The sequence below is a fragment of the Pseudomonas sp. B7(2017) genome (assembly GCF_002112745.1).
GTDB lineage: Bacteria > Pseudomonadota > Gammaproteobacteria > Pseudomonadales > Pseudomonadaceae > Aquipseudomonas > Aquipseudomonas ekonensis.
Map to the genome: position 1 here is coordinate 404998 of NZ_NEIP01000005.1, position 21010 is coordinate 426007.

General features: G+C 65.0%; 24 protein-coding genes. 13 read left to right on the forward strand and 11 right to left on the reverse strand.

The annotated features are described in order from the left end of the window. Positions 1-14 precede the first annotated feature (14 nt). A complete protein-coding gene (locus tag CAG29_RS13195) occupies positions 15-1433 on the reverse strand; it encodes an amino acid permease (RefSeq protein WP_085577853.1) in 1419 nt (472 codons plus the stop codon). A 929-nt stretch (positions 1434-2362) separates the two neighbouring features. Between CAG29_RS13195 and CAG29_RS28510 the strand changes: the two genes are divergently transcribed. After that, a complete protein-coding gene (locus CAG29_RS28510; RefSeq protein WP_170930044.1) occupies positions 2363-2500 on the forward strand; it encodes a hypothetical protein in 138 nt (45 codons plus the stop codon). 70 nt (positions 2501-2570) lie between these two features. Beyond that, positions 2571-3536 carry a leucyl aminopeptidase gene (locus tag CAG29_RS13200; RefSeq protein ID WP_085694628.1) on the forward strand — a complete coding sequence of 322 codons (966 nt, stop codon included), beginning with the start codon at positions 2571-2573 and terminating at the stop codon, positions 3534-3536. Between the two features lie 219 nt (positions 3537-3755). Here CAG29_RS13200 and rluB read toward each other — a convergent pair whose 3' ends face one another. From rluB to CAG29_RS13230, 6 genes are all read right to left on the reverse strand, one after another. Beyond that, positions 3756-4931, reverse strand: coding sequence for a 23S rRNA pseudouridine(2605) synthase RluB (rluB, locus tag CAG29_RS13205; RefSeq protein ID WP_085631100.1), 1176 nt, complete (start codon positions 4929-4931; stop codon positions 3756-3758). A 154-nt stretch (positions 4932-5085) separates the two neighbouring features. After that, complete coding sequence (locus CAG29_RS13210) at positions 5086-5277, reverse strand: DUF1289 domain-containing protein (protein ID WP_085577893.1); 192 nt, start codon at positions 5275-5277, stop codon at positions 5086-5088. 150 nt (positions 5278-5427) lie between these two features. After that, positions 5428-6408: an SMC-Scp complex subunit ScpB gene (gene scpB, locus CAG29_RS13215; protein ID WP_085694629.1), complete on the reverse strand. Its 981-nt coding sequence runs from the start codon at positions 6406-6408 to the stop codon at positions 5428-5430. 11 nt (positions 6409-6419) lie between these two features. After that, positions 6420-7118, reverse strand: a complete 699-nt coding sequence (locus CAG29_RS13220; protein WP_170930049.1) for a ScpA family protein — start codon at positions 7116-7118, stop codon at positions 6420-6422. Between the two features lie 120 nt (positions 7119-7238). Beyond that, the gene (locus CAG29_RS13225; protein WP_139831323.1) at positions 7239-7868 is read right to left on the reverse strand and encodes an L-threonylcarbamoyladenylate synthase; all 630 of its coding nucleotides are present in this window, start codon (positions 7866-7868) and stop codon (positions 7239-7241) included. Positions 7869-7881: 13 nt separating this feature from the next. Further along, positions 7882-8745, reverse strand: coding sequence for a PHP domain-containing protein (locus CAG29_RS13230; protein WP_085694630.1), 864 nt, complete (start codon positions 8743-8745; stop codon positions 7882-7884). A gap of 87 nt (positions 8746-8832) precedes the next feature. On the opposite strand from CAG29_RS13230, the gene CAG29_RS13235 reads away from it, so the two are divergent. The 6 genes from CAG29_RS13235 (at position 8833) to CAG29_RS13260 (ending at position 13043) form a co-directional block, all read left to right on the forward strand. Beyond that, a complete protein-coding gene (locus CAG29_RS13235) occupies positions 8833-9429 on the forward strand; it encodes a septation protein A (protein WP_085577860.1) in 597 nt (198 codons plus the stop codon). Position 9430: 1 nt separating this feature from the next. Next, positions 9431-9730, forward strand: coding sequence for a YciI family protein (locus CAG29_RS13240; protein ID WP_085631096.1), 300 nt, complete (start codon positions 9431-9433; stop codon positions 9728-9730). A 120-nt stretch (positions 9731-9850) separates the two neighbouring features. After that, the gene (locus tag CAG29_RS13245; protein WP_085577862.1) at positions 9851-10261 is read left to right on the forward strand and encodes a translation initiation factor 2; all 411 of its coding nucleotides are present in this window, start codon (positions 9851-9853) and stop codon (positions 10259-10261) included. A gap of 7 nt (positions 10262-10268) precedes the next feature. Beyond that, positions 10269-10946: a response regulator transcription factor gene (locus tag CAG29_RS13250; protein ID WP_085577863.1), complete on the forward strand. Its 678-nt coding sequence runs from the start codon at positions 10269-10271 to the stop codon at positions 10944-10946. Between the two features lie 135 nt (positions 10947-11081). Beyond that, entirely contained in the window at positions 11082-11528 is a 447-nt protein-coding gene (locus tag CAG29_RS13255) for a Spy/CpxP family protein refolding chaperone (RefSeq protein WP_085577864.1), read from the forward strand. A gap of 174 nt (positions 11529-11702) precedes the next feature. Further along, positions 11703-13043 (forward strand): HAMP domain-containing sensor histidine kinase, encoded by a 1341-nt coding sequence (locus tag CAG29_RS13260; RefSeq protein WP_085694631.1) that lies wholly within the window; start codon positions 11703-11705, stop codon positions 13041-13043. 586 nt (positions 13044-13629) lie between these two features. Here CAG29_RS13260 and CAG29_RS13265 read toward each other — a convergent pair. Beyond that, on the reverse strand, positions 13630-14196 hold the full coding sequence (locus tag CAG29_RS13265) for a nitroreductase family protein (RefSeq protein WP_085577866.1): 567 nt from the start codon (positions 14194-14196) through the stop codon (positions 13630-13632). 121 nt (positions 14197-14317) lie between these two features. Between CAG29_RS13265 and CAG29_RS13270 the strand changes: the two genes are divergently transcribed. Continuing rightward, the gene (locus tag CAG29_RS13270) at positions 14318-15772 is read left to right on the forward strand and encodes a TrkH family potassium uptake protein (protein WP_085577867.1); all 1455 of its coding nucleotides are present in this window, start codon (positions 14318-14320) and stop codon (positions 15770-15772) included. Here the strand turns inward: CAG29_RS13270 and CAG29_RS13275 are convergent. Beyond that, positions 15729-16790: an AraC family transcriptional regulator gene (locus tag CAG29_RS13275; RefSeq protein WP_170930045.1), complete on the reverse strand. Its 1062-nt coding sequence runs from the start codon at positions 16788-16790 to the stop codon at positions 15729-15731. The genes CAG29_RS13270 and CAG29_RS13275 overlap by 44 nt on opposite strands. A gap of 167 nt (positions 16791-16957) precedes the next feature. Between CAG29_RS13275 and CAG29_RS13280 the strand changes: the two genes are divergently transcribed. Then, positions 16958-17269: a DUF962 domain-containing protein gene (locus tag CAG29_RS13280; RefSeq protein WP_085631090.1), complete on the forward strand. Its 312-nt coding sequence runs from the start codon at positions 16958-16960 to the stop codon at positions 17267-17269. Positions 17270-17292: 23 nt separating this feature from the next. Continuing rightward, a complete protein-coding gene (locus CAG29_RS13285) occupies positions 17293-17883 on the forward strand; it encodes an HD domain-containing protein (RefSeq protein WP_085640337.1) in 591 nt (196 codons plus the stop codon). 139 nt (positions 17884-18022) lie between these two features. On the opposite strand, the gene CAG29_RS13290 is transcribed toward CAG29_RS13285, so the two are convergent. Next, the gene (locus CAG29_RS13290; RefSeq protein WP_085577871.1) at positions 18023-18838 is read right to left on the reverse strand and encodes a UDP-2,3-diacylglucosamine diphosphatase; all 816 of its coding nucleotides are present in this window, start codon (positions 18836-18838) and stop codon (positions 18023-18025) included. A 135-nt stretch (positions 18839-18973) separates the two neighbouring features. Between CAG29_RS13290 and CAG29_RS13295 the strand changes: the two genes are divergently transcribed. Continuing rightward, positions 18974-19738 (forward strand): helix-turn-helix domain-containing protein, encoded by a 765-nt coding sequence (locus tag CAG29_RS13295; RefSeq protein WP_085577872.1) that lies wholly within the window; start codon positions 18974-18976, stop codon positions 19736-19738. 72 nt (positions 19739-19810) lie between these two features. Further along, complete coding sequence (locus tag CAG29_RS13300) at positions 19811-20704, forward strand: DMT family transporter (protein ID WP_085694632.1); 894 nt, start codon at positions 19811-19813, stop codon at positions 20702-20704. On the opposite strand, the gene CAG29_RS13305 is transcribed toward CAG29_RS13300, so the two are convergent. Beyond that, entirely contained in the window at positions 20698-20985 is a 288-nt protein-coding gene (locus CAG29_RS13305) for a SelT/SelW/SelH family protein (RefSeq protein ID WP_085577874.1), read from the reverse strand. The two genes, CAG29_RS13300 and CAG29_RS13305, sit on opposite strands and share 7 nt — an antisense overlap. Positions 20986-21010: the final 25 nt, after the last annotated feature.

A 21010-nucleotide genomic window follows, 5' to 3' on the forward strand; every position in this document is an offset into this window, starting at 1 on the left:
TCTGCATCTGACGCTTACTTGGCGATGCCCGCCGCAGGCACGGCGTGCTGCGCGCTGCGCTTGTTCTTGATCACGTAGCAGACCCACATGAACACGACCCACACCGGAATCGCGTACACCGACACCTGGATGCCAGGGATCAGCAGCATCACGCCCAGGATGAACAGGACGAACGCCAGGCAGACATAGTTGCCGTACGGGTACCACAGCGCCTTGAACAGCGGCTTCTGGCCGGTCTTGTCCATGTGCTGGCGGAACTTGAAGTGCGAGTAGCTGATCATCGCCCAGTTGATCACCAGGGTGGCCACCACCAGCGACATCAGCAGCTCCAGCGCGTGCTGCGGCATCAGGTAGTTGAGCAGCACCGCCACCAGCGTCACAGCGGCCGAGGCAAGGATCGAACGCACCGGCACGCCGCGCTTGTCGATCTTGGCCAGACCTTTCGGCGCGTCGCCCTGCTCGGCCATGCCCAGCAGCATGCGGCTGTTGCAGTAGGTGCCGCTGTTGTACACCGACAGCGCGGCGGTCAGCACCACGAAGTTGAGGATGTGCGCGGCGGTGTTGCTGCCGAGCATCGAGAACACCTGCACGAACGGGCTGCCGCTGTAGGAGTCGCCGGAAGCGTTCAGGGTCGCCAGCAGCGTGTCCCACGGGGTCAGGGACAGCAGGATCACCAGGGCGCCGATGTAGAAGATCAGGATGCGGTAGATCACCTGGTTGATCGCTTTCGGGATCACGGTCTTCGGCTTGTCGGCTTCGGCTGCGGTGAAACCGAGCATCTCCAGGCCACCGAAGGAGAACATGATGATCGCCATGGCCATCACCAGGCCGCTGACGCCGTTGGGGAAGAACCCGCCGTGGGACCACAGGTTGCTCACCGAGGCCTGTTCGCCGCCGTGGCCGCTGACCAGCAGGTAGCTGCCCAGGGCGATCATGCCGACGATGGCCACGACCTTGATGATCGCGAACCAGAACTCGGCCTCGCCGAAGACCTTGACGTTGGCCAGGTTGATCGCGTTGATCAGCAGGAAGAAGGCCGCTGCGGTGACCCAGCTCGGGATCTCCGGCGCCCAGTAATGGATGTACTTGCCGACCGCCGTCAGCTCCGACATGCCCACCAGGATGTACAGGATCCAGCAGTTCCAGCCCGACAGGAAGCCGGCGAAGCCGCCCCAGTACTTGTGCGCGAAATGGCTGAAGGAACCGGCCACCGGCTCTTCGACGATCATCTCGCCCAGCTGGCGCATGATCATGAACGCGATGAAGCCGCAGATGGCGTAACCGAGGATCATCGACGGGCCGGCGGACTTCAGCACCCCGGCCGAGCCGAGGAACAGGCCGGTGCCGATGGCGCCGCCGAGGGCGATCAGTTGAATGTGGCGATTTTTCAGGCCGCGTTTCAGTTCGCCTGATTGCGGGTTTTGTCCACTCATGAAAAGGGTCTCACGCAGGGTTTGATGTTGGTCAGTAGACGTTGCTGCACGGTCGCGATTTTCAGGCGACCCCGATCAAACCCCAGCGCAGGCACCAGGAATTAAGCTCTTTAACAACACTCATGCGTCACCTGTTTGTTCTTGTCTGTGACGAAATCGAACCCGGCACGCTTGTGGCGCGACGGAGTGAACAAGGCGGATAGCCTTGAGGTTTGCGCGATTACGCAGGGAGTCACAGTTCAAACGCGGCGCATTGTACACCGCCAACCCCCTGCTGCCAGACATCACTGGATCAGCGTTGCCTTGGGCCGGGATTGCACGTGTCCTCCACGGGAGGCCCGGGCGGCTGCAAAAGAAGGGTCAGGCCTTTGCGGGCCATCGGCGCGGACGTCGGAAAACACGTCCCACGGGGTGAGAAAAAACGGATTGCGGCGTTCATTGCGCCTCCTTCTTGTTATGCACCTGCACGACAGGCATGGGGCGCATCTCACCTGCCAAACGCCCCTGAAACAAGCACGCCAGAGCCTTGGGAAGCCCCCGGGGGCGGGCACTTCGGCAGGTTTTCCTTACACCCCGAAAAACACGCGGCACTCAGGTCGTTTCCTCGGTATTTGCGTAAATATTTCTGTACAAGCCGTAACGAAAAAATTCCATTTCAGAAAATTCCGACAGCCGTCTGCAAATTGACGGTAGGAGGCTAACGGTCAGGTGAATCGATTTAGTCACTGTTTTGCAATGAGAAAGATTCACCCGGAAAAATGGAATAAAAAGTCCATTTAAAAATTAAATAGAGGATTTTTTGCAATGCAAAAAGCGCTGGTCTACGTTCTTCACGTCTCGCCGAGCCGCATCGACCGGCGAGTCAGTGCGTGACCCGCCCTTGGGCCGTACTGTTGCTCCCACCGTGAACGTTATCTAGGAGATAGACCATGCAAGCGATCGAAAAAGACCTGGACTCCGAACTGCAACTGGACGAATGGTTCGAAGCCCCGACCCATGAAGCCGCCGTGGAAATGATGCAAGCCGACGCGGTCGTACCGTTCGGCACGGCGATGTGGCCTCTGTAAGCCATTCCCGGGCGGGCACGATCGGCCGGTCGTGCCCGCCGCATTCCACACGGTCTGTCAGGGAGCATTCATGGACAAGCCACGCGCGATAGCGCATTTCCTGTACTACCTCGAACATCATCCTGCCCTTGCCGGCCTCGAATCGGCGAAGGTACTGCTCGGCCACACCGCCGACTACGAAGCGCTGACCGGCGCCATCGCCGAACAGGCCGGCGACCACCTGCGCTTCAGCTTCAACGCCATGCGCCTGGACCTGGAATCCACCGCCGTGCTGGCCTCGGCGATCGCCGACACCGATCTCTACATTTTCTTCTACGACTCCTCCACCCTGCCCAACCCGCGCCCCGACGGCCCGGACTTCGTGCGCGCCCTGCAAGGGGTGATGGCGGAGAACTGGAAGAAGTCGCTGCTGTTCAAGGACTACGGCGATTATTTCTACGACACCTTCAGCATCGCGCCGCAACGGATCGCCGGTCTCAACAGCCACCTGATCCAGCGCATGTCCCAGGCCACCACCTTGAGTTTCAGCGACGAGCACGGCTCGTGGTTCGAAACGCCCCTGAGCAGCATCAAGAAGTGGACCGACATCAACGGCGTCGGCAACTTCGACCTGGCCCCCGGCGAGATCGCCACCCACAGCGAGGCCATCAACGGCCACGTGAAGTTCAAGGGCACCTTCCTCAGCACCATTCCGTTCGCCCGCAAGTACGGCGTGCTGGAATCGCCGCTGGAACTGTGGATCGAGAACTCGACCATCCAGCGCATCGCCACCGACGTGCCGGGCCTGCAGCACGACTTCAACAAGTACCTGGACGCCAACCCGTCGAACCGGCGGATCGAGGAGCTGGGCATCGGCACCAACGAAGGCGTGAAGTCGCTGTATGCGCGCAACGCCGGGTTCGAGGAACGCCATTGCGGCCTGCACCTAGGCCTGGGCGGCGGCGCCAAGGGCAGCCATCACCTGGACCTGATCTTCTCCGGCGGCGTGCTGGCGCTGGATGACAAGCCGGTGTTCGACGGGCGGTTTGTGCTCTGAACCCGGCTGTTGGAGGACAACCTGTGGGAGCCAGCCTTCTGGCGATAGCGGTCTGCCTGACGCATCGATGCCGGATGTGCCGCCGTCATCGCCAGCAGGCTGGCTCCCACAGGGATCTTGGGTGAATGCGCAATCTGCGGACACCACAAGGCTGAACGCCGGGCAAAAAAAACGCCAACCCTGAGGTTGGCGTTTTTCGTTTATTGCATCGGCTGGAGCTTAACGCGGCTTCGGCGTGCTGCGGCGCTTGCCCGCTGGCTTGTCGCCGTCGGTCAGCTTGATCCCCGGACGCTTCGCCGCCGGCTTGGCCGGGCGCTTGGTGTCGGCCGGACGCTCGGCCACCGGCGTACCGCGGCCGGCTGGCGCACCGCGGCCTTCGCCACGCTCGCTGCGGCCACGCGGAGCACGCTCACCGTCCCCACGGGCGGCCGGCTTGCGGCCAGGACGCTCGCCTTCCAGCTGCGGCTCACGACCCGTGCGCGGCGTGGCCGGCGCACCGTTGGCCGGGCGCAGGGTGCGCACCCGGTCGGCCCGGGCCATCGGCCGCGACGACTTGCGCTGCAGGCGCTCCATCTTGTCCTTGCTCTTGGCGTTCAACTGCGGCAACGCCACCGGGGTCAGGCCGACCTCGGCGCTCAGGATGTCGATTTCGTACTGGCTCATTTCGCGCCAGCGGCCCATCGGCAGGTCGGAGTTGAGGAACACCGGGCCGAAACGCACGCGCTTCAGGCGGCTGACCACCAGGCCCTGGGATTCCCACAGACGACGCACTTCACGGTTGCGGCCTTCCATCACCACGCAGTGATACCAGTGGTTGAAGCCTTCACCGCCCGGTGCCTGCTGAATGTCGGTGAACTTCGCCGGACCGTCTTCGAGCATGACGCCGGCCTTGAGCCGGTCGATCATTTCGTCGTCCACCTCGCCGCGCACACGTACCGCGTATTCGCGGTCCATCTCGTAGGACGGGTGCATCAGGCGGTTGGCCAGCTCACCGTCGGTGGTGAACATCAGAAGGCCGGTGGTGTTGATGTCGAGGCGGCCGATGTTGATCCAGCGGCCTTCTTTCGGACGCGGCAGCTTGTCGAACACGGTCGGGCGGCCTTCCGGGTCGTCGCGGGTGCAGATCTCGCCGTCGGGCTTGTTGTACATGATCACGCGGCGCACGGACTCGGCGGACTCTTCGCGCTTGATCACTTTGCCGTCGATGGTGATGGCGTCGTGCAGGTCGACCCGCACGCCGAGGGTCGCGTCCTTGCCGTTGACCTTGATCCGGCCCTGGCTGATCCAGGCCTCGACGTCACGGCGCGAGCCCACGCCGATGCGGGCGAGGACCTTCTGCAGCTTTTCGCCTGCAGGTGGGGTTGGCTGATCGTCTTGCTGTTCGATGTCGCTCATCTGGGCACCTCCCGGTGTGGTCTGTCCAGGGCCCCGGAACGGGTGCCCTGAAGCATTGGAAACAGTGTGTTCGGGCGAAGGGTTCGCCGAAGGGTCGCGAATCATACGCGGATCTGGCCGTTCGCGCATCAGAGACTAGCTGACGCGCGCCCGTTCATTTCTTTTTCCGCCGACCGGCGCCGCCCAACCGGGCCAGGCGCAACGCGGCCTCGGCCAGCACCGTGCGCCTGTCGTCCTTGTCGAGTTTCTTCCAGGCCTTGATCTCGCGCTTGCTGCGGCCGCAGCCCAGGCAGATGTCGTCGCTGAACTTGCAGACATCGATGCAGGGGTCTTTGGTTGAGCTCATGAACATCTCCCTTCAATGCCATTCCACAAGGGTCATGATGCAGGCAAACCTGTGGGAGCCAGCCTGCTGGCGATGGCGGTCTGCCTGACACATCAATGGCGAATGGACCGCCGCCTTCGCGAGCAGGCTCGCTCCCACAGGGGGTTGGCGTCAGTCTTCGCGTTCGAGGCGCTCGGCTTCGATGGCTTCGGCCAGGGCGCGGGCTTCGGCTTCTTCGTCGCTCAGTTCGGGCTCCGGCTGTTCAAGGGCGGCGACGGCGGCCAGCAGCTTTTCCCGGGCTTCGGCGACGCCGAGGATGTCCTCTTCGGGCTCTGGCTCTGGCTCAAACACCGACTCAGGTTCAGGTTCGGGCTCAAACGCCGACTCAGGTTCCGGCACGTCTTCGAAACCGTCCGGCGCCCCGCCCTCTTCCAGTCCGTCGCGCAGCAGGTCGTCGAAGTCGGTCTTGATCCCCTCCTCCATGCTGTCCAGCTCCAGCAGCAGGGTGTGGAAGCTGGTTTCCTCCTTCGGCTCCTCCGGCTCGGCGCTGGCGTCGGCCTGTTCCTGGAGGCCCGGCGGCACCGGGGCGTCGTCGAAGTCGAGCATCGGTTCCGGCTCGATCTCGCGCAGCTCGGCCAACGGCGGCAGTTCGTCGAGGCTCTTGAGGTTGAAGTGATCGAGGAACAACTTGGTGGTGGCGAACATCGCCGGTTTGCCCGGCACGTCGCGGTAGCCGACGATGCGGATCCACTCGCGTTCGATCAAGGTCTTGACGATGTTGCTGTTGACCGCCACGCCCCGCACGTCCTCGATTTCGCCACGGGTGATCGGCTGGCGGTAGGCGATCAGCGCCATGGTTTCCAGCAAGGCACGGGAATAGCGCTGCGGGCGCTCCTCCCACAGGCGGCCGACCCACGGCGAAAACTTCTCGCGGATCTGCAGGCGGTAGCCGGAGGCCACCTCCTTGAGCTCGAACGCCCGGCCTTCGCAGGACTTGCCCAGCAGGGTCAGGGCCTTCTTGAAGACCGCCGGCTCCGGCCGTTCGCCCTCCTCGAACAGTTCGAACAGGCGCTCAAGGGATTGCGGCTTTCCCGAAGCCAACAGGAAGGCTTCAAGCAGGGGGGCCAGCTCGCGGGGTTCAGTCAGGTTCATGTTTCGACTCGTTATTCGGCTCGGGCTCGCACGTGGATCGCGGCGAACGGCTCATTCTGCACCAGCTCGACCAAGGATTCCTTGACCAGCTCAAGGACCGCCATGAAGGTCACCACCACCCCGAGCCGGCCTTCCTCGGCGGTGAACAGCTCGACGAACGGCACAAACCCGCCGCCCTTGAGGCGTTCGAGCACATCGCTCATGCGTTCGCGGGTGGACAGCGCCTCGCGGCTGACCTGGTGGCTTTCGAACATGTCGCCCCGGCGCAGCACCTCGGACATGGACATCAGCAGCTCATCCAGGATCACGTCCGGGTGCAGCTTGCGCACCTGGGCCTGGGGGGCATCGAGCTTGGGCACGATCACGTCGCGGCCGACCCGGCTCAGCTCGTCGATGCCTTCGGCGGCGGACTTGAAGCGCTCGTACTCCTGCAGGCGGCGGATCAGCTCGGCGCGGGGGTCTTCTTCCTCGTCCTCGACGGTCTCGGCCCGGGGCAGCAGCATCCGCGACTTGATCTCGGCCAGCATCGCGGCCATCACCAGGTACTCGGCGGCCAGTTCCAGGCGCACCGACTGCATCAGCTCGACGTAGCCCATGTACTGGCGGGTGATCTCCGCCACCGGGATGTCGAGGATGTCGATGTTCTGCTTGCGGATCAGGTACAGCAGCAGGTCGAGCGGGCCCTCGAAGGCTTCGAGGAAAACCTCCAGCGCGTCCGGCGGGATGTACAGGTCAATCGGCAACTGCGTGACGGCCTGGCCATAGACCATGGCGAACGGCAGTTCCTGCTGGGCTCCGGCTTGGGGATCGACGGTTTCGACGGCGGACATTCAGGCCTCGACCATGAACGGGGTCGGGTCGCCGCAGCCGACGCGGATCACTTCCGGATCGTCGCCGGTCAGGTCGATCACGGTGGAGGCCTTGATGCCGCCGAAGCCGCCGTCGATGATCAGGTCCACTTGGTGCTCAAGCAGTTGGCGCATCTCGTAGGGATCGCTCAACGGATCTTCGTCGCCGGGCATGATCAGGGTCACGCTCATCAGCGGTTCGCCCAGCTCGTCCAGCAGCGCCAGGGCGATCGGATGGCTCGGCACCCGCAGACCGATGGTGCGCTTCTTGGGGTGCAGCAGCAGGCGCGGCACTTCGCGGGTGGCGTTGAGGATGAACGTGTACGGCCCCGGCAGGTGGGCCTTGAGGATGCGGAACGTGCCGGTGTCGATCTTGGCGTAATTGCCCAGTTGCGACAGATCGCTGCAGATCAGCGCAAAGTTGTGCTTGTCATCCAGTTGGCGCAGACGGCGGACGCGCTCGATGGCGCTCTTGTCGCCGATCTGGCAACCGATGGCGTAGGAAGAGTCCGTGGGATAAATCACCACCCCGCCCTTGCGGATGATCTCGACCGCCTGTTTGATCAGGCGCGCCTGCGGGTTTTCCGGATGGATCTGGAAAAATTGACTCACATTCTCTTCCTGTTCAGACGGCCGCGATAACTGGGTCATGTTTGAACCGGCGCCACAGGGGCGGCAGGTCCTCCGGCACCGGCCGGTACTGGCCGATCTCGGACCAGCCACCAGGGCCATGGAAATCACTGCCGGCGGTGACCAGCAGACCGAATTCGCGGGCCAGGATCGAGAGGCTGCCCACCTGCTCCGCCGGTTGGTGGCCGTTGACCACCTCAAGCGCCTGTCCGCCCGCTTGAATATAGTCGGCAATCAGCCGGCGGCGCTTGCTGCGGGTGAAATCGTAGTGCCAGGGATGCGCCAGACTGACCCAGGCCCCGGCGTCCCGCAGGGTCGCGACGGTGTCCTCCAGGGTCGGCCAGTGCTGTTTGACGTCCCCCAGCTTGCCGGCGCCCAGCCATTTGCGGAACGCCTCGGCGCGATCCTTGACGAAACCTTCGCGCACCATCCAGTCGGCAAAATGCGGACGGGCCGGCGCGTTGCCGCTGTCGCCCAGCGCCTGCTGGATCTGCCGGGCGCCTTCGAACGCGCCGGGCATGCCCTTCTGGGCCAGCTTGCGGCCGATCTCCTCGGAACGCAGCCAGCGGCCGTCGCGCAGTTTGGCGATGGCCTCGACCAACGGTGCGGCGTCGACGTCGAAGCCGTAGCCCAGCACATGAATGGTCGCCCCGCCCCAGGTGCACGACAGCTCGACGCCGTTGATCAGTTGCATGCCCAGGCCTTCGGCGGCGGTGCGCGCTTCGGCCAGGCCTTCCAGGGTGTCGTGATCGGTCAGGGACAGGATCCGCACGCCGTTCTCGAACGCTCGCGCAACCAGTGCCGCCGGCGCCAGGGCGCCGTCGGAGGCTGTGCTGTGGCAGTGCAAATCGACATTCACGGGGATGTGTAACCTCAAATCAGCTGGCGCTATCGCGCGCCCGTATGTTTGTTATTATGCCGCCACATCCAGCTTCTGGCTCTCACTGTGAAACAATTCATCGATTTCATCCCGCTCCTGCTGTTCTTCATCGTCTACAAACTCGATCCGCGCACCGTCGACGTCGCCGGCCACGAGCTGACCGTAGGCGGCATCTACAGCGCCACCGCGATGCTGATCGTCAGCTCCCTGGTGGTCTACGGCGCGCTGTTCATCAAGCAGCGCAAGCTGGAGAAGAGCCAGTGGCTGACCCTCGTCGCCTGCCTGGTGTTCGGCAGCCTGACGCTGGCCTTCCACAGCGAGACCTTCCTGAAATGGAAAGCCCCGGTGGTCAACTGGCTCTTCGCCCTGGCCTTCATCGGCAGCCATTTCATCGGCGACCGCCTGCTGATCAAGCGCATCATGGGCCACGCCCTGAGCCTGCCGGAACCGGTGTGGCTGCGCCTGAACATCGCCTGGATCGCGTTCTTCCTGTTCTGCGGGGCCGCCAACCTGTTCGTCGCCTTCACCTTCCAGAGCATCTGGGTCGACTTCAAGGTGTTCGGCAGCCTGGGCATGACCGTGCTGTTCCTGGTCGGCCAGGGCATCTACCTGTCCCGTCACCTGCACGACGCCGATACCACAACGCCAAAAACCGAGGACTGACATGCTTTACGCCATCATTGCCACCGACGTCGCCAACTCCCTGGATGCCCGCCTGGCCGCGCGCCCTGCACACCTGGAGCGCCTGCAAGCGCTCAAGGGCGAAGGCCGCATCGTGCTGGCCGGCCCGCACCCGGCGGTCGACAGCAATGATCCGGGCGCAGCGGGCTTCTCCGGCAGCCTGATCGTCGCCGAATTCGATTCCCTGGCCGCCGCGCAGGCCTGGGCCGACGCCGACCCGTACATCGCCGCCGGCGTCTACGCCAGCGTCATCGTCAAGCCGTTCAAGCAAGTCCTGCCGTAACTTTTCCCTCCGACGTCCCCACGCGATGAACCTTCCCGGTTCATCGCGTTCTCAATCGCTCATTATTCTCGTTTGCCGGCCGACAACCTGCCCACTATCCAATGGGAAACAGGAGTCGCGATGCGCAAGGGTCCGTTGTGTCTGATGTGGGTCACGCTGTCGGTCATGGCGCCTGCCCATGGCGAAGAAAGCGTCGAAAACGGCAATTCCACGCCGCTGTCGCTGAGCGCCGGCACGCAGATCACCGAGTTGCAGCAGCGTCTCAAGGCCAGCGAGCAGCAGCGGGAAGAACTGAGCAAACAGCTGCACAATGCCGACAGCGAACGCGAAAGCCCGCAGCTGGCCCGGTTGCGTCAGGAGAACCAGCGCCTGAAACTGCAGCTCAAGGAAGCCCAGTCCAGCCCGCTGCCGCGTCTGCTGACCGAGCAGCAGCAATGGTTTGTCACTGGGGCCGCCGTTGCGCTATTGGCGCTGCTGTGCGGTATCTTTGCCGGTGGAGGACGCAGAACGCGTCGGCAATGGCTAAATTGAGTGAGTCATGAGCGAGCTGTTACTGATTGATGACGACCAGGAGTTGTGCGAACTCCTGACCAGTTGGCTGAGCCAGGAAGGTTTCCAGGTGCACGCCTGCCACGACGGCCAGAGCGCCCGCAAGGCCTTGGCCGAATCCGCGCCGGCGGCGGTGGTGCTGGACGTGATGCTGCCCGACGGCAGCGGCCTGGAACTGCTCAAGCAACTGCGCAGCGAACACGCCGAGCTGCCCGTGCTGATGCTGTCGGCCCGGGGCGAGCCGCTGGACCGCATCCTCGGCCTGGAGCTGGGCGCCGACGACTACCTGGCCAAGCCTTGCGACCCCCGCGAGCTGACCGCCCGTCTGCGCGCCGTGCTGCGCCGCAGCCATCCGGCCGCCGTATCGACCCAGCTTGAGCTGGGCGACCTGAGCTTCAGCCCGGTGCGCGGCGTGGTCAGCATCAACGAGAAAGAGCTCACCCTCACCGTCTCCGAAAGCCGCCTGCTCGAAGCCCTGCTCAAGCAGCCCGGCGAGCCGCTGGACAAACAGGAACTGGCGCAGATCGCCCTCGGCCGCAAGCTGACCCTCTACGACCGCAGCCTGGACATGCACGTCAGTAACCTGCGCAAAAAGATCGGCCCGCACCCCGACGGCCGCCCGCGCATCGTGGCCCTGCGCAGCCGCGGCTACTACTACAGCCTCTGACGCTGCGTCAGTTTTGTCAGGCCGGCGCCGGAACGTCTTTACTCAAGCTTTACCCAGCGCTGACCGCCGCTGACCTTGATCTCCGTAATCTGTACCCATCCGGAACGTACCGGGAACGAGACAAGGAGATACACCATGCGCAAGACCCTCATCGCTCTGATGTTCGCCGCTGCCCTGCCGACCGTCGCCATGGCCATGCCGGAAGGCGCAGGCCCGATGGGCGGCCCGCAGGAAGGCCCGCACCACGGCCAGATGCACGGCATGCACGGCAAAGGCCCGTACAGCCAACTGGACCTGTCCCGCGAACAGCGCGAGCAGATCCGCAAGATCATGGGCGAGCAGATGCACGAGCGCCGTCAAGTGGTCGACAAGTACCTGGAGAAGCTGTCGCCGGCCGACCAGAAAGCCATGAAGGATGAAATGGCGGCCAACCACAAGAAAGCCGAAGCCGACGTGCGCGCCGTGCTGAAGCCGGATCAGCAGAAGAAATTCGACGAGATCCAGAAGAAGCAGGCCGAGCGACGCGCCGAATGGGCCGAATTCAAGGCCTGGAAAGCGCAACAGCCGCAAAAGGCGCAATAATGTCCTGAACCCCGGACCCGACGGCCTCCCCCGTCGGGTCTGTCTTGTTTGTTCCCCTGTGGGAGCGAGCCTGCTCGCGATGGCGTCGTGTCGTTCGACATATCCATGTCTGTAACAGCGCTATCGCGAGCAGGCTCGCAACTGCAGGGATGTAGGTCTGACCGAGGATTTTCCGTGCGTTCACTGTTCTGGCGTATCCTGGCCAGCTTCTGGCTGGCCATCGCTCTAGTGGCGGGGCTCTCCATCCTGATGGGGCACATGCTCAACCAGGACGCGTGGATCCTCAGCCGCCACCCGGGCCTCAACACCCTGGCCGCCGAGTGGACGCAGACCTACGAAAGCCAAGGCGAAGACGCCGCCCAGGACATCCTTCAGCAGCGCAAGCGCCAGTACCACATCGACGTGCAGGTGCTCAACGAGAGCGGCGATCCGGTGGTGCGCGGCACCTTCCCGCGCCGCGCCGCCGCGTTCGAGGCCCGCCAGAACAACGACGACCGCCGCCTGCCCTGGCGGCGCCTGACCGACGAATACACCAGCGCCAAGAGCGGCGACACTTACCTGTTCATCTACCGCATCCCGCACCCGGAACTCGACGCCTGGCACCGCGAAAGCCTGCTGTGGCCGTTGAGCGCGCTGGGCATCGCGCTGGTGGTGCTGACCCTGTTCAGCCTGTTGGTGACGTTTTCCATCACCCGGCCGCTCAACCGCCTGCGCGGCGCCGTGCACGACCTGGGGCAGACGACCTATCAGCAGAACAGCCTGGCGCAACTGGCCAACCGCCGCGACGAGTTCGGCGTGCTGGCCAACGACTTCAACCGCATGGGCGCACGCCTGCAAAGCCTGATCGGCAGTCAGCGGCAACTGCTGCGCGACGTCTCCCATGAGTTGCGCTCACCCTTGGCCCGCCTGCGCATCGCCCTGGCGCTGGCCGAACGGGCCAGCCCCGAAGAGCGGGAAAGGCTGTGGCCGCGCCTGGCCCGCGAATGCGACCGGCTGGAGGCGCTGATCAGTGAGATCCTGGTGCTGGCGCGGGTCGACGCCGACAACGCCAGCGCCGAAGACGTGGACCTGAACGCCCTGCTCGGCACCCTGCAAAAGGATGCGCAGCTCGGCTCGCCGGAGCAGGTCGTGCGCCTGGAGGCCGAACCGCACCTGGCGCTGACCGGCTGGCCGACCATGATCGAACGGGCCGTGGACAACCTGCTGCGCAACGCCCAGCGCTTCAACCCAGAAGGCCAGCCGATCGAATTGCAGGCGGCGCGCCAGGGCGAGCGAATCGTGGTCAGTGTGCGCGACCACGGGCCGGGGGTTCAGGACGAACATTTGAGCCAATTGGGCGAGCCGTTCTACCGCGCCCCAGGCCAGACCGCCGCCGGCCACGGCCTGGGCCTGGCTATCGCCCGCCGTGCGGCCGAACGGCACGGCGGAGCGCTGGTGCTGGCCAATCACCCGCAGGGCGGCTTCATCGCCAGACTGGAACTGCCCCTCGTGCCCGGCGCCATCACCCAACCCTGACCCCCTGCAGGAGCGAGCCTGCTGGCGATGGCGGCGCATCAGCCCCATGACTTCTGCCTGACAGACCGCCATCGCGAGCAAGCTCGCTCCCACAGTGTCCGAGGTGTTCACAGATCCTGCATTCGCCCGCGATACCTGTGGGAGCGGGCTTGCCCGCGATGGCGGTGCATCAGCCCCATCATTCTTGGCTGACAGACCGCTATCGCGAGCAAGCTCGCTCCCGCAGTGTCCGAGGTGTTCACAGATCCTGCATTCGCCCGCGATACCTGTGGGAGCGGGCTTGCCCGCGATGGCGGTGCATCAACACCATCATTCTTGGCTGACAGACCGCTATCGCGAGCAGACTCGCTCCCGCAGTGTCCGAGGGGTTCACAGATCCTGCATTCGCCCGCGATACCTGTGGGAGCGGGCTTGCCCGCGATGGCGGTGCATCAGCCCCATCATTCTTGGCTGACAGACCGCTATCGCGAGCAGACTCGCTCCCGCAGTGTCCGAGGTGTTCACGGGTTCAGTGTTCAGCCGAGATCCCTTGTGGGAGCCAGCCTGCTGGCGATGGCGCCGGCCAAGGCGCCGGGGATGCCGGGGCTCAGGCCTCGGCCGGCCAGGCGCTGACGAATTCGGTCAGCTCGACCTTCTCCGCCACCCGCGGCTCTTTCAACGGGGTGCCCAGGTACAGGAAGGCAATCACCTGTTCGTCCTCAGTCAGCCCCAGGCCCTTGGCGACGTGTTTCGAGTAGGCCAGCTCACCGGTGCGCCAAACCGCACCGATTCCCTGGGCATAGGCCGCCAGCAGGATTCCGTGGGCCGCGCAGCCCGCCGCCAGCAGTTGCTCGGATTTCGGGTACTTGACGTGATCCTGCAGTTTCGCGATCACCACAACCACCAGCGGCGCACGCAGCGGGCCGTTGCGCGCCTTGTCGATGGCCGCCTCGGTGACTTCGCCGTCCTGCATCTGCGCCGCCTCGGCCAGCAGCTCGCCCATCCGCTCGCGGGCGGCACCTTCGACGGTCAGGAAACGATACGGCTGCAAGTGCCCGTGGTCCGGCGCGCGCAGGGCGGCGCCGAACAGGGCCTCGCGCTGTGCGGCGGTCGGGGCCGGGTCGGTCAGTCGCGGAACGGAAACACGGTTGAGCAAAGCGTCGAGAGCCTGCATCGGCCACCTCCTGTCAAAAATGTCGGGCTATTCTAGCGGCAAGTGCCCGCTCGATGCCGGTTTACATGCCCTGCCCCGCGGGTAGAATGGCGCCCTTCCCCCTTCAGCCCGAGTGGATTTCATGGCGTTGCCGACCTTAAGGATCATTGGTTTCATCATCGGCATCTTCCTGATCACCCTGGCCATCGCCATGATCGTGCCCATGGCCACCTTGGTGATCTTCGACCGCACCGGCGACATGCCGTCGTTCCTCTGGTCGAGCATGATCACCTTCGTCGCCGGCCTGGCGCTGGTGATCCCCGGCCGCCCGGAGCACGTTCACCTGCGCCCCCGGGACATGTACCTGCTGACGGTCAGCAGCTGGCTGGTGGTGTGCATCTTCGCCGCGCTGCCGTTCCTGCTGACCCAGCACATCAGCTACACCGACTCGTTCTTCGAGAGCATGTCCGGCATCACCGCCACCGGCTCGACCGTGCTCACCGGCCTGGACAGCATGTCCCCCGGCATCCTGATGTGGCGCTCGCTGCTGCACTGGATCGGCGGCATCGGCTTCATCGGCATGGCCGTGGCGATCCTGCCGATGCTGCGCATCGGCGGCATGCGCCTGTTCCAGACCGAATCCTCGGACCGCTCGGAAAAGGTCATGCCCCGCTCGCACATGGTCGCGCGGCTGATCGTGGCGGCCTACGTGGGCATCACCATTCTCGGCAGCCTGGCGTTCTGGTGGGCCGGGATGAGCCCGTTCGATGCGGTCAACCACGCCATGTCGGCGATCTCCACCGGCGGTTTCTCGACCTCCGACCAGTCCCTGGCCAAGTGGACACAGCCGGCGGTGCACTGGGTGGCGGTGGTGGTCATGATCCTCGGCAGCCTGCCGTTCACCCTGTACGTGGCGACCCTGCGCGGCAACCGCCGGGCCCTGATCAAGGACCAACAGGTGCAGGGCCTGCTCGGCATGCTGCTGGTCACCTGGCTGGTGCTCGGCACCTGGTACTGGTGGACCACCAACCTGCATTGGCTGGACGCGCTGCGGCACGTGGCGCTGAACGTCACGTCGGTGGTCACCACCACCGGATTCGCGCTGGGGGACTACAGCCTGTGGGGCAACTTCTCGCTGATGCTGTTCTTCTACCTGGGTTTCGTCGGCGGCTGCTCCGGCTCGACGGCGGGCGGGATCAAGATCTTCCGTTTCCAGGTCGCCTACATCCTGCTCAAGGCCAACCTCAACCAGCTGATTCACCCGCGGGCGGTGATCAAGCAGAAATACAACGGCCACCGCCTCGACGAAGAGATCGTGCGCTCGATCCTGACCTTTTCGTTCTTCTTCGCCATCACCATCTGCGTGATCGCCCTGCTGCTGTCGCTGCTGGGCGTCGACTGGATGACGGCGCTGACCGGCGCCGCCAGCACCGTGTCCGGCGTCGGCCCCGGCCTTGGCGAGACCATCGGCCCGGCCGGCAACTTCGCCAGCCTGCCGGATGCGGCCAAATGGATCCTGTCGTTCGGCATGCTGCTGGGCCGGCTGGAGATCATCACGGTGTTTGTGCTGTGCATTCCGGCGTTCTGGCGTCACTGACCGCGCTCGGCGCGTCCAGCAGGCGCGCGCGGTAGTCGCCGGGGGTGGTGTCGAACCAGCGCCGGAAGGCGCGGAAGAAGTTGCTCGGGTCGGCGAAACCCAGCAGGTAGGCAATCTCCAGCAAGGTCATGTTCGGCTGCGCCAGGTACTGCTCGGCCAGTTCGCGGCGGGTGTCGTCGAGCAACTGCTGGAAGCTGGTGCCCTCCTCCTGCAGACGGCGTTGCAAGGTGCGCTGCGACAGGTGCAGGGTCTGCGCCACCGCATCGCGCTTGGGCTCGCCCTGGGGCAGCAGCCGGCACAGCACCTGGCGCGCCTTGTGGGTCACGCGGCTTTCGGAGAACCGCGCCAGGTACTCCCCGGCGAACCGGTCGTGCAGCAGCGCCATCGCTTCGTTGGCGGTGGGCAGCGGCGCTTCCATGTCGGCGCGCTCGAAGATCAGCGCATCGTACGGCGCGTTGAACACCAGTGGTGCGTGGAAGGCCTGCCGATAGGGCTCCAGGTCGTCCGGCTCGTCGCCCTGCACCAGCACCTTGCGCGGATGCAGGGTGCGCCCGGTCAGCCAGCCGCACAGGCTCAGTGCGCAGGCCAACGAGGCCTCGGCGCTCTGGCGGGTCGGCGGCAGGTGGTCGCCGTGCACCGTCAGGATCAGCGCATAGCCTTCATCGAGCAGGCGGAAACTCAGGTCGGCGCTTTCGGCGATGATCCGCTGATAACGCACCAGGCGCTGAAAGCCTTCGGCCAGGGTGTTGCTGGACATCAGCGCGTAGCCGGCGACATGGAAGGAGGCCGGGCGCACCACCTTGCCCATGTTCAGGCCGATCGCCGGATTGCCCGACAGCTCGACCGCCCGCTGCCACAGACGGGTCATGGAGTCCTGCGGGAAGCGTGCGTCCGGATCGTCCAGCGCCGCGTAGTCGAGCCCCAGTTGCCTGAACAGAACCCGGCAATCCAGGCCGTCCATTTCCAGTGCCTTGACAATCCCCATCGCCCAGCTTGATGAAGTCGTTCGTTCGCTCATGGCGTTTATTCTTAAATGACATGACGGGCCGCATACTACGGCGGATTTTCCAAGGATAGTAAAGTGGCGCCGATTGTCACTGGCCAGCACCGACGATCACTCTAGACTCAAATAGGCTACCCGCCGAACAACTCGCCATCAGAACAATAACCACAGAGATCGCAGTCGTGGACACGCTCAAGCCTTTCAGCAGCTTCGCCGAGTTCTATCCGTATTACCTCAGCGAGCACAGCAACAGCGCCTGCCGGCGCCTGCACTTCGCCGGCACCACACTGGTGCTGTTCATTCTGGCGCTGGCCATCGCCCAGGGCGCATGGCTGCTGTTGCTGGCACTGCCGCCGGCCGGCTACGGCTTCGCCTGGGTCGGGCATTTCTTTTTCGAGAAGAACCGCCCCGCCACCTTCCAGCACCCGTTCTACAGCCTGCTCGGCGACTTCGTCATGTACCGCGACATGATCCTGGGCCGCGTGCCGTTCTAGAACCCAGCAAACGAGGACGGCCGATGAACGCCAATGCCCGTTTCACCCACATGAAGGACGGCACCCAGGAAGACTGGGCGATCATCGCCGCCGATTTCAGCGCCTACGCCCGCCAACTGCCCGGCCGGATCCTGGCGCACCTCAAATTGCTGGAGGGGGATTTCGGCGGGTTCCCGGTGGATCGCCTCACCCACTCCTTGCAGACCGCGACCCGCGCCTGGCGCGACGGCCGCGACGAGGAATACGTGGTCTGCGCCCTGCTCCACGACATCGGTGACACCCTCGGCTCCTACAACCACCCGGACATCGCGGCGGCGATCCTCAAGCCGTTCGTCAGCGCCGAGAACCTGTGGATGGTGGAGAAGCACGGCATTTTCCAGGGCTATTACTTCTTCCATCATCTGGGGATGGACCGGCACCTGCGCGAGCAGTTCAAGGGACACGCGCAGTACCAGGCGACGGTGGAATTCTGTGCCCGCTACGACGCCGCCGCGTTCGACCCGGCCTATGACACGCTGCCGCTGAGCTTCTTCGAACCGATGCTGGAGCGGGTGTTCGCCGCGCCGAAGAATTCGATCTACAAGGCGGCGATGCAGGAACACACCCCGGCCTGAGTGACCTTGGGAACCGCTGCGCGGTTCATCGCCAGCAGGCTGGCTCCCACTTCGATTGGCGGCGACCACCGATTCTGCCTTCAACCCTGAACCCGGTGGGAGCCAGCCTGCTGGCGATGGCGTCAGTGCGGGCAGCTAGCTAGGCCAGCTCAGCCACCTTGGCCGCCTTCAACTGCGCCTCCCGCGCCTGCGCATCCGCCAACCGGTACAGCTCGATGGTGCCGTCCCAGTGCTCGATCAGGGCCGTGCACGATTCCACCCAGTCACCGCAGTTGAGGTAATCCACCTCGCCCACCTTACGGATCTCGGCGTGGTGGATGTGGCCGCAGACCACTCCGTGCAACTCGCGTTTGACGCATTCGTGGGCGATGGCTTCCTCGAAGTCGCTGATGAAGTTCACCGCCGTCTTCACCTTGTGCTTGAGGTAGGCCGACAGCGACCAGTAGCCGTAGCCGTACTTCGCCCGCCAATGGTTGAGCCAGCGGTTGAGGGTCAGGGTGAATTCGTAGGCCGAATCGCCGAGGAACGCCAGCCAGCGGTGATAGCGGGTGATCACGTCGAACTGGTCGCCGTGGATCACCAGCAGGTGCCGGCCATCGGCGGTGACGTGCACCGCTTCGTCCACCAGTTGGATATTGCCCAGGATCAGCTTCGAATAGCGGCGCAGGAATTCGTCGTGGTTGCCGGTGACGTAGATCACCTCGGTGCCGCGCTTGCTCATGGTCAGCAGGCGGCGGATCACGTTGGTGTGCGCCTGGGGCCAGTACATGCCGCCGCGCAGTTTCCAGCCGTCGATGATGTCGCCGACCAGGTAGACCTTATCGGCATGGTAGCCCTTGAGGAACTGCGACAGGTGCTCGGCCTGGCAATCCCGCGTGCCCAGGTGCACATCAGAGATCCACAAGGTGCGCACCCGTTGTTTACGGCTGGGTCTGGCGAGCTCGGCGCTGGTCATGGACAACCCTCTGCAATGTTTTGCAAAGCTTGCGCCTGCGCGGTGAACCGACCATGACAACCGTGCGTCAGTCCCGTGACAGCGCACAAACGCCCGGGCGGTGTAGACTGAACGCCACTTCGGAGACCTGCGGCCATGCGACCGATCCTGACCCTGCGCCACTACACACACGATCTGATCGTCCACAGCCACGACCACGCGCAACTGGTGTTCGGCCTGTCCGGCGCGCTGGACTTCGAGGTCGAAGGCTGCGGCAGCCAGGTGCGCCAGCAGAGTTTCGTGGTGGTCCCCGGCGGTGCCCGCCACGCCTGCGGCAGCCCCGACGGCAGCCGCTGCCTGGTGCTGGACGTGCCCGAGGGGCCGTGGGTCGCGGACTCGCTGGGCGACCACGCCGACGCCAGCCGCCGCCTGCTCGAACGTCCCGGGCGCCTGACGCTGGACAGCGGGCAAAGCCAGTTGGTCAGTTGGCTGGCCAACAGCCCGATCGGCGATCCCCTGATCGCCCGCCAGGGCGCGGTTCTGCTGCTGGCCAGCCTGAACAGCGCCCGCCCCGCCGAACTCGCCGCACGGCGCCTGCCCTACGCGGCGCTGGATGCGCACATCGATCAGTACGCCGCCTACCCGTTGCAGGTGGCTGACCTGGCGCGGATCGCCGGCCTGTCCAGCGCCCGCCTGCACGCGCGCTTCGTCGCCGAATGCGGGCAGACGCCGATGGACTACATCCGCAGCCGCCGCCTGCACAAGGCCGCCGACCTGCTGCGCGAAACGGCCCTGCCCATCGGCGAAATCGCCAGCCGGGTCGGCTACAGCTCCCAGAGCGCCTTTGCCGCCGCCATGCTGCGCGAGTTCGGCGCCTCGCCCGGCACCCTGCGCCGCGAGGCCGGCGACAAAGGACAATAGTCTGCCGACAGACATCCCGGGCGCGGTGTCCCTAAACTGTCGTTGTGTTGAACCCGATTCCCAAGGATCGCAATGACTCCCCGCACAGCCCTCGGCGCCCTGCACATCGGCGCACTGATGTTCGGCCTGACCGGCGTATTCGGCAAACTCGCCGCCGCGACGCCTGCGGTCATCGTGTTCGGACGCGCCGCCTTCGCCGTCCTCGCGCTGGCGTTCTTCGCCCGGTTCGCCAGCCACAACGCCTGGCAACGGCTCCAGGCGGCGGACTGGCGCCGCCTCGCCCTCGGCGGCGTGCTGCTGGCCGGGCACTGGGTGAGTTTCTTCCTGGCGGTGAAGGTCGCCGGGGTGGCGATCGCGACCCTGGGCTTCGCCAGTTTCCCGGCGTTCACCGTGATCCTCGAAGGGCTAGTCTTCCGCGAACGTATCCGCACCAACGAAATCGTGCTGGTGGCGCTGGTGAGCGTCGGCCTGGTGCTGGTGACGCCGGCGTTCGACCTGGCCAGCGGCGCCACCGCCGGCCTGCTTTGGGCGATCCTGTCGGGCCTGCTGTTTTCCCTGCTGTCGCTGACCAACCGCGCCAGTTCCGGGCGCATCCCCGCGGTGCAGGCGGCGCTGTGCCAGAACGTGGTGGTGGGGCTGTGTCTGCTGCCGGTGGCGGCGCCGCAGCTGGGCGGCGTGCGGGCCATCGACTGGCTGTGGATCGCCCTGCTCGGGGTGTTCTGCACCGGCGTCGCCCACAGCCTGTTCGTGGCCAGCCTGGCCGTGATCAAAGCCCGCACCGCCGCTGTGGTGTTCGCCTTGGAGCCGGTGTACGGCATCACCGTCGCCTGGCTGCTGTTCGATGAAGACCCGACCCTGCGCATGCTGGCCGGCGGCGCGTTGATCATCGTCGCCATCGTGGTGTCGAGCCGGTTGTCAGGCGGTTCCGGCAAGAATACCGTCGGGGCCCAGGCGCCGTCTCACTGAGTGCGGTCGTTGTGGCCGAGGTCGCGGTCAGGGTCGATCCGATCGCGCACCCGCTGCTTGAGCACCTTGGCCTCGGGGAAGCCGCCGTCCGCCTTGCGCTCCCAGATCTGCACGCCGTCGCAGGCGATGTGGAACACCCCGCCGGTGCCCGGCACCAGCGACACCTTGCCCAAATCGTCGGCGAAGGTGCTGAGCAGTTCCTGCGCCAGCCAGGCGGCGCGCAGCAGCCACTGGCATTGGGTGCAATAGGTGATGACGATTTCCGGTCTTGGGGCGGACATGTTCGCTGAAACTCCTGAGGCAGAG